Below are 14,341 nucleotides of genomic sequence, written 5' to 3'. Positions count from 1 at the left end.
GGCGGGGCGTGTGGGCGGGATGCGCGGGGGCGGGGGTGGGTGCGGGGTGGGGGCGCTGGCGGACGCCCCGACCCTGGGGCGGGGTGGGCGCGCCGCGGTCGCCCCGACCCTGGGGGTAAATCAGGGGGGAACCCGGGGGCAGGGAAGGGTACGCCCCGTACAACTCCCGCGCATACCTGCATAGTCTGGGCCGCATGAGTGACGAGCGGCCGGAGAAGCCGTTGCCGGAACTGGAGTTGAGGGCGTCGGATGCCGACCGGGAACGGGTGGTGGACCGTCTGCGGGACGCCGTCGCCGAGGGGCGGCTCGACATGGACGAATTCGGGGAGCGGCTGGAGGCGGCGTACAAGTCCCGGACGTACGCGGAACTGCAACCGCTGACGCGGGACCTGCCGGCGGCGTCGGCCCCCGGGGCGGCGGGGACGGCGCCGGGGACCGGGCCGGGGGCGGAGCCGGTCGCGGGGGCCGGGTCCGGGACGTCCTGGCCGGCCCGGATCGGCGGGACGAGCACGTCCACGACGGCCGTCGCGGTCATGTCGGGTTTCCAGCGCCGGGGCCAGTGGACGGTGCCCGCCCGCTTCGACGCGCTGGCCTTCTGGGGAGGAGGGGACCTGGACCTGCGCGAGGCGAAATTCGCGCAGCGCGAGGTGGTGATCAACTGCATCGCGGTCATGGGAGGCATCCAGATCACGGTGCCGCCGGGCGTGGAGGTGGACGTCCGGGGCTTCGGCTTCATGGGCGCCTTCGACCAACGCGCCGCCGACTTCCCACCCCAACCGGGCGCCCCCCGCGTGATCGTGACGGGCTTCGCCCTGATGGGCGGAGTGGAGATCAAGGTGAAACCCCCGAAACGCCCGAAGCGAGGCCCTTCGCTCCGCAAGGAGCTGTAGGCGGGTCGGGTGCTCGTCCGGTTCGACCCCCGCCCGGCGGCCGGACGCGCCCGGCTCGGGCGTCGGCCGGCCTGTGACTGGAGGCGAGCAGGACGCGGGGACGCGCGACGCGCGGGAGCGCACGCCCTGGACGGGACGCACGATGCCTCGGCCGGCCTGCGGCCGGAGCGGGTACGGGCCGGCGCAGCCGACCGCGCGGTCCAGCCGGCCGGGCCCGCCCTGCGGTGGTCGAGCCTGGCGCGGCTCGACCGGCCTCACGAGGCCGCCCCGGGCTGGGCGGCGTGATCCTGCGTCGGGCTGGGTGGGAGCGTACGGGCTGGCGGCGGCTGGTGGTTCTGTGGGGGCTGGGTGTCTGGCCTGGCGGGGTGGGTCTTGGGCTTGGCGGTGTGAGCTTGCGTTGGGCTGGGTGGGTGGGTGCGTGCCGGCCGGTGGCCGGTGGTTCCGCGGCGGCCGGGCGCTCGGCCCGGCGGCGTGGGTCTTGGGCTCGGGGGTGTGAGCCTGCGTCGGGCTGGGTGGGGGCGTGCCGGCCGGTGGCCGGTGGTTCGGCGGGGGGCGGGCGTCCGGCCTGGCGGGGTGGGTCTTGGGCTTGGCGGTGTGAGCTTGCGTTGGGCTGGGTGGGGGCGTACGGGCTGGCGGCTGGTGGTTCCGTGGGGGCCTGGCGTCAGGCCAGGCGGCGCGGGGCGGGCTTCGGGGGCCTGCGCCGCGTCGGCTCCGGCAGCATCGCTGCATGCCAGGCGGTGGGCTGCGTGGCCCGGCCCCGGGTGGTCGCGCGGCCGTACGGGTGATCCGCGCCAAGGCCGAGGCCACCACCCCCGGCATCGGGCTGCACGGCGGGGGGCGGGCTGACGGGAGGGCTGGCTGGCGGGCCGACCCGGACCCGAGCCCGGCCCCGGCCCGAGCCCGGACCCGGCGGGCATCCGGGCAGAGGGCGGCCCCGCGATCGGGCCGCGGGGTCTTCCCCGGCCGTGGCCGGCAGCGTCGGGAGCCCCTTCGGTTCCCGGCCGATTCGGCCCAGGGCGGGGGTCGGCTCGGGTTCCGCCAGGTGGAGGTGGTCCCCGGGGCTTCGAGGCCGGGTGGGACGGGCAGACGCGGCTGGGGGCGGCGGGCCGGACCCCCGGCCTCGGCGCGGCGGCGAGACCCGCATCCCCTCGCGGGAGCGAGACCGCATCCCCTCGCGGGAGCGAAACGGCGTGCCGGGAACTCTCCACGCCTCTCAGTAGTCGGATGCTATGCAGACAAAACCGGCGCCCCCGGGGAAGGCAGGAGCACGTGGACAACCGCACCACCGCCGGAGGCCACGGCACCGCACCACCGCCGGGGCCCCCGGCCCCGCCACCGGCCATGCCCCCCGCCCCGCCGACCCGCGGCGGCAACTCCTTCATGTTCAACGCCGCCGACGAGGAGCGCCGCCGCGGCGTCCGCCGGATGAAGGCCACCGCCACCGGCCTGCTGATCCTGGTGGCGCTGGTCTACGTACTGGCCACATGCGCCCGGCACGCCTGGGGCGCCGGCGACTGGGCCGCCTACGTCGCGGCCGCCGCCGAAGCAGGCATGGTCGGCGCGCTCGCGGACTGGTTCGCCGTCACCGCCCTCTTCCGGCACCCCCTCGGCCTGCCGATCCCGCACACCGCGATCATCCCGACCAAGAAGGACCAGCTCGGGGTCTCGCTCGGCGAGTTCGTCGGCGAGAACTTCCTCTCCTCCGACGTGGTCGCCGCCCGGCTCAAGGCCGTCGGCATCGGCGGCCGCCTCGGCACCTGGCTGGCCGAGCCCGCGCACGCCGACCGCGTCACCGCCGAGCTGGCCACCGCGCTGCGCGGGGCCCTGACCGTACTGCGCGACTCCGACGTGCAGGCCGTCGTCGGCGAGGCCATCACCCGCAGCGCCGAGACGGCCGAGATCGCGCCGGGCATGGGCAAGACCCTGGAGCGGGTCGTCGCGGACGGCGGCCACCACCGCGTCGTCGACCTCCTGTGCCTCAAGGCGCACGACTGGCTGGTCACGCACGGGGAGTCGGTGATGGACGCCGTCCAGGGCGGCGCTCCCGGCTGGACCCCCCGTTTCGTGGACCGCAAGATCGGCGACCGGGTGTACAAGGAGCTGCTCCGCTTCGTCACGGAGATGCGGGACATGCCCGAGCACCCGGCGCGCGGCGCGGTGGACCGCTTCCTGACGGACTTCGCCTCCGACCTGCAGTCGGACACGGAGACGCGGGCCCGCGTCGAACGGCTCAAGTCGGATCTGCTGCAGCGCAGCGAGGTGCAGGACGTGATCGCCTCCGCCTGGACGGCGATCCGCTCCATGATCATGTCGGCGGCGAAGGACGAGCAGAGCGAGCTGCGCCTGCGGGTCCGTTCGTCGCTGATCTCCCTGGGGGCGCGGCTGGCGTCGGACGGCCGCCTCCAGGACAAGCTGGAAGGGTGGATCGAGGGGGCCGTGGTGTACGTGGTCACCACCTACCGGGCCGAGATCACCTCGCTGATCACGGACACGGTGGCGGGCTGGGACGCCGAACACACCACCCGCAAGATCGAGGCCCACATCGGACGGGACCTGCAGTTCATCCGGATCAACGGCACGGTGGTCGGCGCGATGGCGGGCCTGCTGATCTACACCGTGTCCCGGGCGCTCGGAGCGTGAGCGGACGGCAGCGGCTCGCCGGGGACGACCTGGGCGGCTCGGGGTCGGGGTCGGGGTCGGGGCGTTGCCGGTCCGGGACGACCCGGGCCGCGGTGGCGCGGCGGCCGGTGGGGGCGGGGTGGGTGCGGGCCGATCGAAGTCGCGGTAGCGGGCCGGGGCCGAGCGGGCCGGGATCGCGGTGGCGTCGGGGCCCGGCGGGCCCGGACCGGCGCCCGCCGGGGCCGGGCCGCGCCGCCAGGGCCACGGCTCACCGCGGCCAGGGCGGGGCAAAGCCCGCCGTCGCCGTCAGTCGCCCTCAGCCGGCGGCAGTCGCCGTCAACCGCGGTCGGCGACCGCCCAGGCCGCGGCCGCCACCACCCCGGCTGCGCCGAAAACGGCCGGCCACGCGCCGACCTTCTTGGCCAGCGGGTGCGCGCCCGCGAAACCGGCCAGGTACAGGGCTCCCAGCCCCGCCGCGGCGGGCGCGCCGCCCCGGCGGTGCCACTCCCGCCCCGCCGCCAGCCCGGCGGCGCCGAGAACGACGCCGCCCAGGGGCCGCTTCCCGCTCCAGCGGGCGACGGCGTAGCCGCCGACCAGCCCGGCGGCCGCCACCACGGAACTCGGTACCCGCGCCATGTCGAACTCCCCACGTCTTGAGGTCATATGAACTGCCGAGCCCGGCTCGGCCGGCCGAGCCGGGGCCGGCGGAGGCTCCCTACGAGGCTAACGCGACCCTCCTGCCGTCCGACGGGCACCCAGCGCCCACACCAGCACGGGCACCGCCGCACCGATCACGGCATCCGGCACCGCCTCCCGCAGCGCCCGCGGCAGCAGCGCCACGACGCCCAGGACGAGGAGGAAGGCGAGCGCGCACCGGCCGGCGGCCCGAAACAGTCTGTCCACGGCTGCTCAACGCGGACGCCCGTCCGCCGACACGGAGGGCGGGGAGGGGATTTGTCGCACACTCGCCGGATCCTGCGATGTCCGCCACAGGAACCCGAAGCGCATAAATTGACTCTCCCCACCCAAAGCGGAAATTCCCCACCCCACCCCCGTACTTCAGGAGCCAGGACATCGTGATCTGCTACGGACAGGCCGTCCTCGACCTCGCGGACGAACTGGTCGACGCCTACGCGGACGTCTTCTCCGCCCCACCGTGGAACGAGGACGAAGAAACCATTCGCCAGTTCGCGACCCGCCTCCCGGCCGATGCCCGGCGCCGCGGGTTCCGTACGGCCTTCGCCCAGTCCGCGACCGGCATCGACGGCTTCGCCACGGCCTGGGTCACGCCGGCCGCCTTCCCCAAGAACCGTGCGTACGCGCAGGTCGCGGCGCAGCTGGGTCCCGGGCGCGTCAAGGAGCTGCTGACCGGCGCCCTGGAGATAGACGAACTCGCCGTACGCCCGTACGCGCGCGGCCGCGGCACCGGCCGGGACCTCCTGACCGAGATCACCGCGGACGCCCCGGACCGGCGGGCCTGGCTGCTGACCTCCCGCCTCGCCACCGACACGGTGGCCACCTACCGCCGCCTGGGCTGGCACGAGGTCACGGCCCTGCCGGGCACGGAGACGGGCGTGATCGTCTTCCTGTCCCCGGACCACCCGAGCCGCCCGAACCACTGACACCGCCCACCGCCCACCGCCCACCGCCCACCGCCCGCGCCAGGGGCTTTGTCCCCACTCAGGACGAAGCACCCGACCACGGCACGCCCGTCCGGCGCCCTGAGCACCCCGTCAGCCCAGATGCCAGATGCCCCGTGTCCGGCCCAGGGCTCCCACCCGAGGACCCCGCCCCCGCCGTGCGGGGCCACGCGGTTGCGCACCCAGAGCAGGAAGCCCCGCGGCCGGGGCCTCCGCGGCACACCTCCCGCATCCGCCACCCGATCGCGGCGCACCACCGCGCGCTGTGGACATGCCGTGGGTACGGGGGCCACGTCCGTGACAGGGCACACCGGCCGGAGGGGCACACCCGCCGGAGGGGCACCCCCCCGGACGGGCATCCCCCTCGGACGGGCCCCACGGACGGGCCCCCCGGACGGGCACCCCCCCGGACGGGCACACCCGCCGGACGGGTGCACCCCCGAGGGTCGGAGGCACACCTCCCGCACGTGGCGGCAGCACGCGGCCTTCGTACCCGGCACCGTGCCGGATGCGGGGTATCCGACCTCGCGACCGAGGTACGCCGACCCCGCTGACGGGCATACCCGCCGCATGATCACTCAGCACCAGCACCAGCACCAGCACCAGCACCAGCACCAGCACCAGCCCCAGCAGACGCAGCCCCAGCCACACCAGCAGCCCCAGCCCCAGCCGCAGCCGCAGATGCGACCCCAGCCACACCAGCAGACGCAGCCCCAGCCCCCGCCCCGACGTCAGCCACAGCCGCCCACGCAGACCACCGCACCCCGCGGCCGGCTCATCCCTGCCACCCGCCGCCAGCTCAACCTGGCCACCCGGCACCAGCTGCTCGCCGCCGGCGTCCCCGAGGGCACCATCACCTCCCGGGCGCGCCCCGGAGGCCCCTGGCAGCGCCTGCTGCCCCGGGTCTACCTCCTGCAGACCGGGCCCCCCGACCAGCGTCAACGCGCCCTCTCCGCCGTCCTGTACGCCGCCGAGCCCGCCGCCGACCCCCTGTCCGGTGACACGGCCGCCCTCACCGGCGCCGCCGCTCTCGCGCTCCTCGGGATCCGCGAAGCCCCGTACGCCCCGGACGACCCCGTCGACGTCCTGATCCGCGCCCCGCGCCGCCTCGCGGGCAGCCCGGAGGTCCGGCCGCTGGCGACCTCGCGCTGGCCGCGCACCATCACCGTCTCCGGCGTCCCCAGCACCCGCCCGGTCCGCGCGGCGGCCGACTTCGCCTCCCGGGCCGGCCATCCCGACCACATCCGCTCGGTCCTCGCGCAGGTCGTCCAGGCCGGCTGGTGCCACCCGCAGGACCTGCACGCCGAACTCCGCGCCGCCCGCCTCCTCACCCGCCCCGGCATCCGCGCCGCCGCGGCCGAACTCCTCGCCGGGGTCCGCTCGATCGCCGAGGCCCGGGCCCGCGACACCCTCGCGGCGACGGACCTCCCGACCCCCCTGTGGAACGCCCGCCTCTACACCCCGGACGGCACCTTCCTGGCCAGCCCGGACGCCTACTGGCCCGACGAGGGCGTGGCCCTGGAGATCGACTCGGCGGAGTACCACTACACCCGCGACTCCTGGCATGCCACGCTCCGCCGCCGCCTGCGCCTGGAGTCCCACGGCATCCTGGTGGTCAGCGCCACCCCCTCGATGCTGCGCGACACCCCGACCGAAGTCCTCGCAGCCCTGCGCACCCTCCTGACCCTCACCACCCCCCGCCCCACCCCACCCACAGCCCTGGCCCGCGGCCAGCAACAGCTCCCGTTGCCGTTCTGAACCACAATGGGGTCGTGGAGAAATTGGCAACCACGGCCGACGTGCGCTCGCGGATGAGCCGTCAGAAGAGCCGGGACACCGCGGTGGAAGTGGCGTTGCGCAAGGCGCTGCACGCCGCGGGTGCGAGGTACCGGATCCACCGCAAGCCGGTGAAGGGCGTGAGGCGCGAGGCGGACATCGTGTTCGGGCCCGCGCGCGTGGCCGTGTTCGTGGACGGTTGTTTCTGGCACGGCTGTCCCCTGCACGCGACCTGGCCGAAGAACAACTCGGACTTCTGGCGAACGAAGATCGAGGGCAATCGGAAGAGGGACCTCGATACGGACGCGCGCCTGGCTGAGGCGGGCTGGCTGGCCATGCGCGTCTGGGAGCACGAGGCAGCCGGCGAAGCGGCGGTACGCGTCCTGGCCGTGGTTGCGAGCCGCCGGGAAGCCTTGCGATCGAAGCACTGACCGTGCCCGCGGTGACCGGGCTGCCCCGCGCGGGGCAGCCCGGCACGGCGGAAGGCCCTCTCCCCGGGGTGCGTCAGGAACGCAACGCGGCAGCGATCGCCTCGCCCAGCGCCTGTCCACGGGAGGCGGAGAAGCGTGCCCCACCTGCCGATACCTGGCCGTCTTGCGGCCTTCGATCCCCCACTCGCGGGGAAATCCCTGCCAGAGAGCGGCCTGCTCGACGGTCAAAGACGCCATGCCGTGGCGGCCGAGCCCCGGGTCCCACCTGCAGCGGCGGCGGGCACGTCATCGGCCACCGTGGCACCGTCCACGCCCCTGCGCGCCCAGGCGCGTTTCGATCCCGTCGGCCCCAGGTCGGCCCCGCCGCGTTTCCACGAACTGCCGACAAGCGGGGTGCAGGCCGGCCAGCCCGGGGCCGCCGGCCAACCACGCGAGGACATCGGTTCGAGCAGTGCCTCGCCGACCGCCCGATGCCGGTGCACCGTGGTGGCACGACCCCCGAGCACCCGGCTTGTCGTCCCCGGAGGTTGAGATGTGCCGGAGCGTGGCGTGAACCCGTTGCCGGCCTGGTTCCTCAGCTGTCGGTGGGGGCCCCGTGGCACTCCGCGTACGGCTTGCCCGAGGTGCACCAGCAGGGGGTCGTCGGGGTGGGGGGCCAGGGGGTGGCCTTGCCTCGGGCTGCCAGTGTCGTGGCGTATTCCGCGAGGAGGCTCGGGGAAGCCGGGGAGGTCTTTTCGGAGGCGGCGAAGGCTTCGTACGAGGGGACGCTCGCCGTGACGATGCCGAGGTTGGTCGTGCCCGACGCGGCGAGGGCGCGCAGGGATGCCTCGATGCGGGACAGGTGGGTCGTGTGGGAGGGGTACTCCGCCGCGAGGGTGGGGTAGCTGGTCAGCAGTTCGGACAGTTCGCGCTGCGGCCAGTGCAGGATCGCCACCGGGAACGGACGGGAGAGGGCGGCGCGGCGGTCGCCCAGCTCGGCGCGGAGGCGGGCGATCTCGGCGCGGAGTTCGGCCGGGTCGTCGGAGCCCAGGGCCCAGATGCGCTTGGGGTCGTGGAGTTCGTCGAGGGGGATCGGGCCGGTGTGGCGGGTGTCGGCGACCATGTCCCAGTCGTCGTGCGGGCGGCCGAGGAGGCGGCGGACCCGGTGGCGGCCCGTCAGGAGCGCGGTGGTGCCCGGGGTGAGCGGGTCGTCCGTGATGAGGAGGGTCGCGGCCTCGGTGAAGCAGTCGTGCGAGGCTTCCAGCTCGTCGTGCGTCTCCAATGCCTCCGCGATGACCTCCCAAGGCGCCGGGTCCGTGGGACCGGCGGCGCGGATGCCGGAGATGAGGGCGCGGGCCTCGGCCTCGTGGCCGTACTCCCACAGGTTCGAGGCCTGCAGGGCCTTGATCAGGTGGGGATCGGCCGGCGAGGACGACAGCAGCTGGTCGTACAGGGCGCTCGCCCGATCGCGCGCGTCGGCCAGTTCGAGGTGGGCCGCGGCCTGAAGGAGCAACGGCTCCTGGTCCTCGGGGTAGCGGGTCGCCGTGCGGATGAGGCGCTCGGCTTCGGCGATGTGCTCGGCAGGCGTGTCGGGGCGCATGGTTCACACCGTACTGCCCTGGTCAGTTGAGGGGGGAGGACTTAGGGTGCGCCCGTGCGGGATCGCGTACGCGTGGTGGTCCAGGGGAGCGGCCGGCGGGGGCGCCGGGCCGGTCTCGCAGGGCTGTTGTGGGCGTGCGGCGAGCTGCTGACCACGGTGGGCGTGCTGGTGGCGCTGCTGGTGGTGCACCAGGTGTGGTGGACCAACCGGCAGGCCGCGGCCGGCGCCCGCGACCAGGTCCGGGCCCTGGAGAGGCAGTGGCACTCCGGCTCGCCGGCCGCGAGCGGGGACGACCGGGCCCCGGCGGACTCCGCGGACCCCGCCGGCTTCCCTGATCCGGCCGATCCGCCCGCTCCCACCGATCCGCCCGCTCCCACCGATCCCGCCGTGCGGCCGGCAGGCCCTTCCGCCGCCCCTCCTGCCCCCACCGGTGACTACGGGCGCGCGGGCCGGGCCCCGAAGCCGCCGGCCGGGGACCGGGCGTACGCCGTACTGCGCATCCCCCGCCTCGGGCTCGCCGTCCCCGTCGCGCAGGGCGTCGACAAGCACGCCGTGCTCGACAAGGGGTACGCGGGCCAGTACCCCGGGACCGCCCACCCCGGGGCGCAGGGGAACTTCGCACTCGCCGGGCACCGCAACACCCACGGCGAGCCGTTCCGCTACGTCAACCGGCTCCGGGCGGGGGACGAGCTGCTCGTCGACGTGGCCGGGCGGCGGTACACCTACGTGGTCGGAAAGGTCCTCGACCAGACCACCGCCCGTGACACCGGGGTCATCGCGCCCGTGCCGCGCAGCACCGTGCGCCCGGACTCCGGCTACAGCGAGCCCGGCGCGTACATCACGCTCACCACCTGCACGCCCGAGTACACCTCCGCCTACCGCCTGGTGATCTGGGGGACCCTCAGGTCCTGACACCTCTAGTGTGGAGCGGTGCGTCCGAATCGGGTGAAGCGTCCGCAGCTGTGGTGGCTGGGTGTGCCGTTCGTGCTGTTCCTCGGTGCGCTGCCCATCGTGAACCGGGTGGAGCCGCGGATCGGCGGGATGCCCTTCCTGTTCGTGTGGTTCGCCGGGGCGACCCTGGTGACGCCGCTCGCCGTGTGGATGACCTGGCGCGGTGACCACCGGTGAGCGGGACCGCCGTCGCGACCACCGTCTTCGCCGTGTTCATGGTGGCGACCATCGCGCTCGGACTGCTCGCGGTGCGCGGGCGCGGCGGGGGTGGCGGCGGACTCGCCGAGTGGTCGGTGGGCGGGCGCTCGCTGGGGACCGTGTTCATCTGGGTCCTGATGGCGGGTGAGGGCTACACCAGCTTCAGCTATCTGGGCGCGGCCGGCTGGGGCTACGACTACGGGGCCCCCGTGATGTACGTCGTCGCCTACATGGCGTGCGGTTACGCCGTGGGCTACGTGGTGGGCCCGCTGCTGTGGTCCTACGCCCGCCGCCACGGCCTGGTCGGGATCACCGACATGGTGGCGCACCGCTACCGACGGCCCTGGCTGGGAGCGGCCGTCGCGGTGCTCGCGACCCTCTTCCTGCTGCCCTACATCCAGCTGCAGATCACCGGGATGGGCGTGGTGGTCTCCACCGTCACCTACGGCGCCGTGTCCCTGGAGTGGGCCTACTTCGTGGCCTTCGCCGTGACGACGGCCTTCGTGGTGGTGAGCGGCCTGCGCGGCAGCGCGTGGGTCTCGGTACTCAAGGACGTGCTCGTCATCGGCACCCTCGCGTTCCTCGCGGTGTACGTGCCCCTCCACTACTTCGGCGGCTACGGGGAGCTCTTCGACCGGCTCGCGGCCGAGCGGGCCGACTGGCTGACGCTGCCCGGGCACGGCGCCGGGGCGGACGGGCGCGGGAAGCTCGGGACCGCCTGGTTCGCCTCCACCACCGTCCTCAACGCGCTGACCGTGGTCATCTTCCCGACCACCGTCGCCGGGTACCTGGGCGCGCGCGACGGCGACATCCTGCGACGCAACGCCGTCCTGCTGCCCGCCTACAACGTGCTGCTCTTCGTCCCGATGCTGCTGGGGATGGCCGCGCTGTTCGTGGTGCCGGGGCTGACCGGCGCGGATTCCAACCTCGCCCTCTTCAAGCTGGTCGTGGACTCCCTGCCCGCCTGGGCGGTGGGCGTGATCGGGGTGGCGGCCGCGCTGTCCTCGATCGTGCCGATGGCGGTGTTCATGCTGGTCATCGGCGCCATGTGGGGGCGGAGCGTGCTGTCGCTGCTGCCCCGGTGGAGTGCGGGGGAGCGGCAGAAAACCGCCTCCCAGGTGGTCGTGGTGGTGGCCGGGTCGGTGGCGCTGGTGCTGACCTACACCGCACCGAACACGCTCGTACGGCTGTCGCTCGTCTCGTACGAGGGCATGGCGCAGCTGGTACCCATGCTGCTGCTGGGACTGGTGTGGCGAAGGCTGACGGCGGCGGGGGCGGTGAGCGGGCTGGTCGCGGGCGTCGGGCTGGTCTGCGCGCTGGTCTTCACCGGCCACGACCCGGTGTGGGGCGTGAACGCGGGGATGGTGGCCCTCGTCCTGAATCTGGCGGTGGCTCTGGCCGTGAGCCTGCTCGGGCCGCCGGAAGCGGACGACGGGCGGCCCGACGAGGAGGTGCTGGCCCGCGATCCGCTGCCGGGAGAGGAGCCCATACCCCTTGTCAGCGGCTCCGGTTAAGATGCGTTTGTAGCTAGCGAATCTCGTACGGAGGTTCGGATCCGGTGGGGAAGGGGGAGGTCCGCATGGTTCGGCGCTTCCTCCTGTCCGTCCGGAGCTCCCGGGCAGCGGCGCTGCTGCCGCCGCTGGCGCTGGTGCTCATCGGGGGAGTCCTCGGACTCTTCGCCGGGGCCGGGGAGAGCGGGCTCGGCGCAGTGGTGGTGGCCCTCGCGGTCACCGTCGCCGTCGGCACCGAAGCCCTGGCCGCCGCCGCGCGCCTGGTGCGGCCCGTGCCGCCGCACCGCATACGCACCGCGATACGCGACCGGGAGCAGCGCACGGCCTTCCTGCCGCAGCGCGATCCCGATGCCTCGGGCCGCTCCAGGCCCAGGGCTCCCGGCCGTCTCGTCCCGACGGCCGCGTAGGAGCGCGCAGTACCCCACCCCCCGGCTTCCGCTGACGGAACACCCGTCTGACGGACTGCCGGTCCGACGGATCGCCGTCTGACGGAACACCTGTCCGACCGATCGCCCGTCTGACCGGTCACCCGTCGCTGGGCACTGTGAACAGTGTCATCAGCGGTGATCCGTGTCCGTGGTGTCGCTCCTCGTGGGTCGTCACGCCGAAATGCATCTCTTTCGACGTTCGACGAGACCCCTCGGAGGGCCCCGCATGTCTGTTTTCACCCATCTTGTTGCCGAGCTGGGCCGGCTTCTGGAACCAGTACTGGCCGAGTCCGCGACCGCTGCCGCGATCGTGCTGTTCACCGTCCTGGTACGCCTCGCCCTGCACCCGCTGAGCCGTGCCGCCTTCCGGGGGGCGACCCCGGCCGCCGGATGCCTCCCGATGCTGCTCCAGCTGCCGGTGTTCTTCGTGATGTACCGGGCCTTCTCCTCGGCGGAGCTGGGCGGCAAGGCCAACGAGCTCCTGGGACACCGGCTGTTCGCCGCGCCGCTGGGCACCCGGTGGACCGGGGCGCTGGAGGAGGGCGGCCTCTTCGGGGCGCCGGGGCTGGTGTTTCTCGGACTGTTCGCGGCGATCGCCGTGGTGGCGGCGTGGAGTGCGGTACGGGGGCGCCGGGCGGCCGCGGCCGCAGTGCAGGCCGGTGCGGCCGGTGCGGGGCGTACGCCGGGTGCGACCGCCCGGCCCGGCGGGGCCGGTCGGCCCGGTGCGTCGAGGGGTCAGGCGGGCAAGAGGGGCAAGGCGGGTAACGCGGGCAAGGCGGGTGTCGGGAGCGGGGCCCCGGCCCTGGCCGAGGTGAGCGCCGAGCAGCGGGAACTCATGCGGAAGATGGGTGGCTTCCTGCCCCTGCTCTCCTTCGGGACGCTGGTCACCGCCGCGGTGGTGCCGCTCGCCGCCGGGCTCTACCTGCTGACCACCACCGCGTGGTCGGTGGCGGAGCGCGCCTGGCTGCAGCACCGCAAGGACCGCGCGGCCGAGGTGGCGGACGGAGAGCGGGACGGAGGACTGCGGGACGTAGGGCTGCGGGGCGGAGAACGGCGGGGCGGAGAGCGTCGGGGCGGCGAGCTGAATGACGGAGGGTTGCGTTCCAGGGTGTGAACAGGGTCTTGCGGATGAGGCGGACTTCTTGGAGGATCAGCCAATCCTCCGATGGCCGCAACCCATCGGCCGGCCCGTGGCACAGCCATGGGCCGACCACCCACGACCACGGGAGAATGCCCATGAAGCTGCTGCGTGTCGGACCCGCCGGGTCGGAGCGCCCCGCGCTGCTCGACCGGGACGGGACACTGCGTGACCTGTCCGGCCTGATCACGGATGTGGACGGCGCTCTCCTGGCCGATGACGCCGCACTGTCCCGCGTACGGGACGCGGCGGAGGCGGGCGGGCTCCCGGCCCTCGATGCCGAAGGGCTGCGGATCGGCGCGCCGGTGGGCCGCATCGGCAAGGTCGTGGGCATCGGGCTGAACTACTTCGGGCACGCTGCGGAGATCGGCGCGCAGGCGCCGACCGAGCCGATCCTCTTCCTGAAGGCCGCGGACACCGTGGTCGGCCCGGACGACACGGTGCTGATACCCCGCGGCAGCGTGAAGACCGACTGGGAGGCCGAGCTCGGCGTCGTCGTCGGCAGCACGGCCCGCTACCTGTCCTCCGCCGAGGAGGGCCTGGCGCACGTCGGCGGGTACCTGCTGGTCAATGACGTCTCGGAGCGCGAGTTCCAGATCGAGCGCGGCGGCACCTGGGACAAGGGCAAGAACTGCGAGACCTTCACCCCGCTCGGTCCCTGGCTGGTCACGGCGGACGAGGTCGCGGACCCGCAGGTCCTGGACGTCCGGCTCTGGGTCAACGGCGAGCTCAAGCAGGACGGCAACACTGCGGACCAGATCTTCACGGTCGGCGAGGTCGTCCGGTACCTGAGCCACTTCATGACCCTGTACCCGGGCGACGTCATCGTCACCGGTACACCGGCCGGCGTGGCGATGGGCCGGCCGGAACCGAAGCCGTACCTGCGCGCCGGTGACGTCGTGGAGCTGGAGATCGACGGCCTGGGCCGCCAGCGCCAGGAGTTCAAGAGCGCCTGAACGGCGGTACGCAGAGCCTGGACGGCGGTGTGCAGCGCCTGAACGGCGGTGTGCGGGGGGAGGGGGCGGGCCGCCACGGCGGTCCCGCCCCTCCCCTGCGTGCGTGGGCCTCGAACGGCGCGCGACGGGGTCGATCCCGCGCCCGTCTCGCGCCGATCCTGTTCCCGTCCCGTCCCGTCCCGTCCCGTCCCGCTCCGGTCCCGTCCCGCTCCGGTCCTGCTCCG

14 protein-coding genes and 1 pseudogene are annotated in these 14,341 nt (G+C 74.2%); 11 read left to right on the top strand and 4 right to left on the bottom strand.

Features of this window, described 5'->3' with window-relative positions:
- Nucleotides 1-194 precede the first annotated feature (194 nt).
- Both AMK16_RS16820 and AMK16_RS16810 read left to right on the top strand, forming a co-directional pair.
- Nucleotides 195-890: a DUF1707 SHOCT-like domain-containing protein gene (locus tag AMK16_RS16820; RefSeq protein ID WP_073915575.1), complete on the top strand. Its 696-nt coding sequence runs from the start codon at nt 195-197 to the stop codon at nt 888-890.
- Nucleotides 891-2,231: 1,341 nt separating this feature from the next.
- A complete protein-coding gene (locus tag AMK16_RS16810; RefSeq protein WP_079191556.1) occupies nt 2,232-3,530 on the top strand; it encodes a DUF445 domain-containing protein in 1,299 nt (432 codons plus the stop codon).
- 315 nt (nt 3,531-3,845) lie between these two features.
- Here the strand turns inward: AMK16_RS16810 and AMK16_RS16805 are convergent, their stop codons facing one another.
- Both AMK16_RS16805 and AMK16_RS16800 read right to left on the bottom strand, forming a co-directional pair.
- Nucleotides 3,846-4,145 carry a hypothetical protein gene (locus AMK16_RS16805; protein WP_073915567.1) on the bottom strand — a complete coding sequence of 100 codons (300 nt, stop codon included), beginning with the start codon at nt 4,143-4,145 and terminating at the stop codon, nt 3,846-3,848.
- An 87-nt stretch (nt 4,146-4,232) separates the two neighbouring features.
- Complete coding sequence (locus AMK16_RS16800; protein WP_073915564.1) at nt 4,233-4,412, bottom strand: hypothetical protein; 180 nt, start codon at nt 4,410-4,412, stop codon at nt 4,233-4,235.
- 173 nt (nt 4,413-4,585) lie between these two features.
- Here AMK16_RS16800 and AMK16_RS16795 point away from each other — a divergent pair, with 173 nt between their 5' ends.
- From AMK16_RS16795 to AMK16_RS16785, 3 genes are all read left to right on the top strand, one after another.
- Entirely contained in the window at nt 4,586-5,131 is a 546-nt protein-coding gene (locus tag AMK16_RS16795) for a GNAT family N-acetyltransferase (protein ID WP_242438746.1), read from the top strand.
- Between the two features lie 588 nt (nt 5,132-5,719).
- Nucleotides 5,720-6,907, top strand: coding sequence for a hypothetical protein (locus AMK16_RS35790; protein WP_073915561.1), 1,188 nt, complete (start codon nt 5,720-5,722; stop codon nt 6,905-6,907).
- Between the two features lie 14 nt (nt 6,908-6,921).
- The gene (locus AMK16_RS16785; RefSeq protein WP_242438745.1) at nt 6,922-7,356 is read left to right on the top strand and encodes a very short patch repair endonuclease; all 435 of its coding nucleotides are present in this window, start codon (nt 6,922-6,924) and stop codon (nt 7,354-7,356) included.
- Between the two features lie 162 nt (nt 7,357-7,518).
- Here AMK16_RS16785 and AMK16_RS37245 read toward each other — a convergent pair.
- Together AMK16_RS37245 and AMK16_RS16780 are read right to left on the bottom strand one after the other, a co-directional pair.
- A pseudogene (locus AMK16_RS37245) lies at nt 7,519-7,593 on the bottom strand (hypothetical protein); the annotation flags it as partial.
- 337 nt (nt 7,594-7,930) lie between these two features.
- A complete protein-coding gene (locus tag AMK16_RS16780) occupies nt 7,931-8,935 on the bottom strand; it encodes a tetratricopeptide repeat protein (protein ID WP_073915553.1) in 1,005 nt (334 codons plus the stop codon).
- 54 nt (nt 8,936-8,989) lie between these two features.
- On the opposite strand from AMK16_RS16780, the gene AMK16_RS16775 reads away from it, so the two are divergent.
- The 6 genes from AMK16_RS16775 (at nt 8,990) to AMK16_RS16750 (ending at nt 14,117) form a co-directional block, all read left to right on the top strand.
- Complete coding sequence (locus AMK16_RS16775; RefSeq protein ID WP_073915550.1) at nt 8,990-9,847, top strand: class E sortase; 858 nt, start codon at nt 8,990-8,992, stop codon at nt 9,845-9,847.
- Nucleotides 9,848-9,865: 18 nt separating this feature from the next.
- On the top strand, nt 9,866-10,063 hold the full coding sequence (locus AMK16_RS16770) for a DUF3311 domain-containing protein (RefSeq protein ID WP_242438744.1): 198 nt from the start codon (nt 9,866-9,868) through the stop codon (nt 10,061-10,063).
- Between the two features lie 38 nt (nt 10,064-10,101).
- The gene (locus AMK16_RS16765; RefSeq protein ID WP_073916227.1) at nt 10,102-11,598 is read left to right on the top strand and encodes a sodium:solute symporter family protein; all 1,497 of its coding nucleotides are present in this window, start codon (nt 10,102-10,104) and stop codon (nt 11,596-11,598) included.
- 65 nt (nt 11,599-11,663) lie between these two features.
- Nucleotides 11,664-12,002, top strand: coding sequence for a DUF6412 domain-containing protein (locus AMK16_RS16760; RefSeq protein WP_073916231.1), 339 nt, complete (start codon nt 11,664-11,666; stop codon nt 12,000-12,002).
- A gap of 247 nt (nt 12,003-12,249) precedes the next feature.
- A complete protein-coding gene (locus AMK16_RS16755; RefSeq protein ID WP_073915547.1) occupies nt 12,250-13,137 on the top strand; it encodes a YidC/Oxa1 family membrane protein insertase in 888 nt (295 codons plus the stop codon).
- Nucleotides 13,138-13,259: 122 nt separating this feature from the next.
- Entirely contained in the window at nt 13,260-14,117 is an 858-nt protein-coding gene (locus AMK16_RS16750) for a fumarylacetoacetate hydrolase family protein (protein ID WP_073915544.1), read from the top strand.
- Nucleotides 14,118-14,341 lie beyond the last annotated feature (224 nt).

This window comes from Streptomyces sp. CB00455, from assembly GCF_001905445.1.
Classification (GTDB): domain Bacteria; phylum Actinomycetota; class Actinomycetes; order Streptomycetales; family Streptomycetaceae; genus Streptomyces.
The sequence above is the reverse complement of the archived record's forward strand: the minus strand, read 5'-3'. Positions and strand labels throughout refer to the sequence as shown.

Coding starts and splice junctions, on each gene's coding strand:
- AMK16_RS16820 (WP_073915575.1), top strand. CDS start 195: ATGAGTGACGAGCGGCCGGAGAAGCCGTTGCCGGAACTGGAGTTGAGG.
- AMK16_RS16765 (WP_073916227.1), top strand. CDS start 10,102: ATGGTGGCGACCATCGCGCTCGGACTGCTCGCGGTGCGCGGGCGCGGC.
- AMK16_RS16780 (WP_073915553.1), bottom strand. CDS start 8,935: ATGCGCCCCGACACGCCTGCCGAGCACATCGCCGAAGCCGAGCGCCTC.
- AMK16_RS16760 (WP_073916231.1), top strand. CDS start 11,664: ATGGTTCGGCGCTTCCTCCTGTCCGTCCGGAGCTCCCGGGCAGCGGCG.
- AMK16_RS16750 (WP_073915544.1), top strand. CDS start 13,260: ATGAAGCTGCTGCGTGTCGGACCCGCCGGGTCGGAGCGCCCCGCGCTG.
- AMK16_RS16810 (WP_079191556.1), top strand. CDS start 2,232: ATGCCCCCCGCCCCGCCGACCCGCGGCGGCAACTCCTTCATGTTCAAC.
- AMK16_RS16805 (WP_073915567.1), bottom strand. CDS start 4,145: ATGGCGCGGGTACCGAGTTCCGTGGTGGCGGCCGCCGGGCTGGTCGGC.
- AMK16_RS35790 (WP_073915561.1), top strand. CDS start 5,720: ATGATCACTCAGCACCAGCACCAGCACCAGCACCAGCACCAGCACCAG.
- AMK16_RS16755 (WP_073915547.1), top strand. CDS start 12,250: ATGTCTGTTTTCACCCATCTTGTTGCCGAGCTGGGCCGGCTTCTGGAA.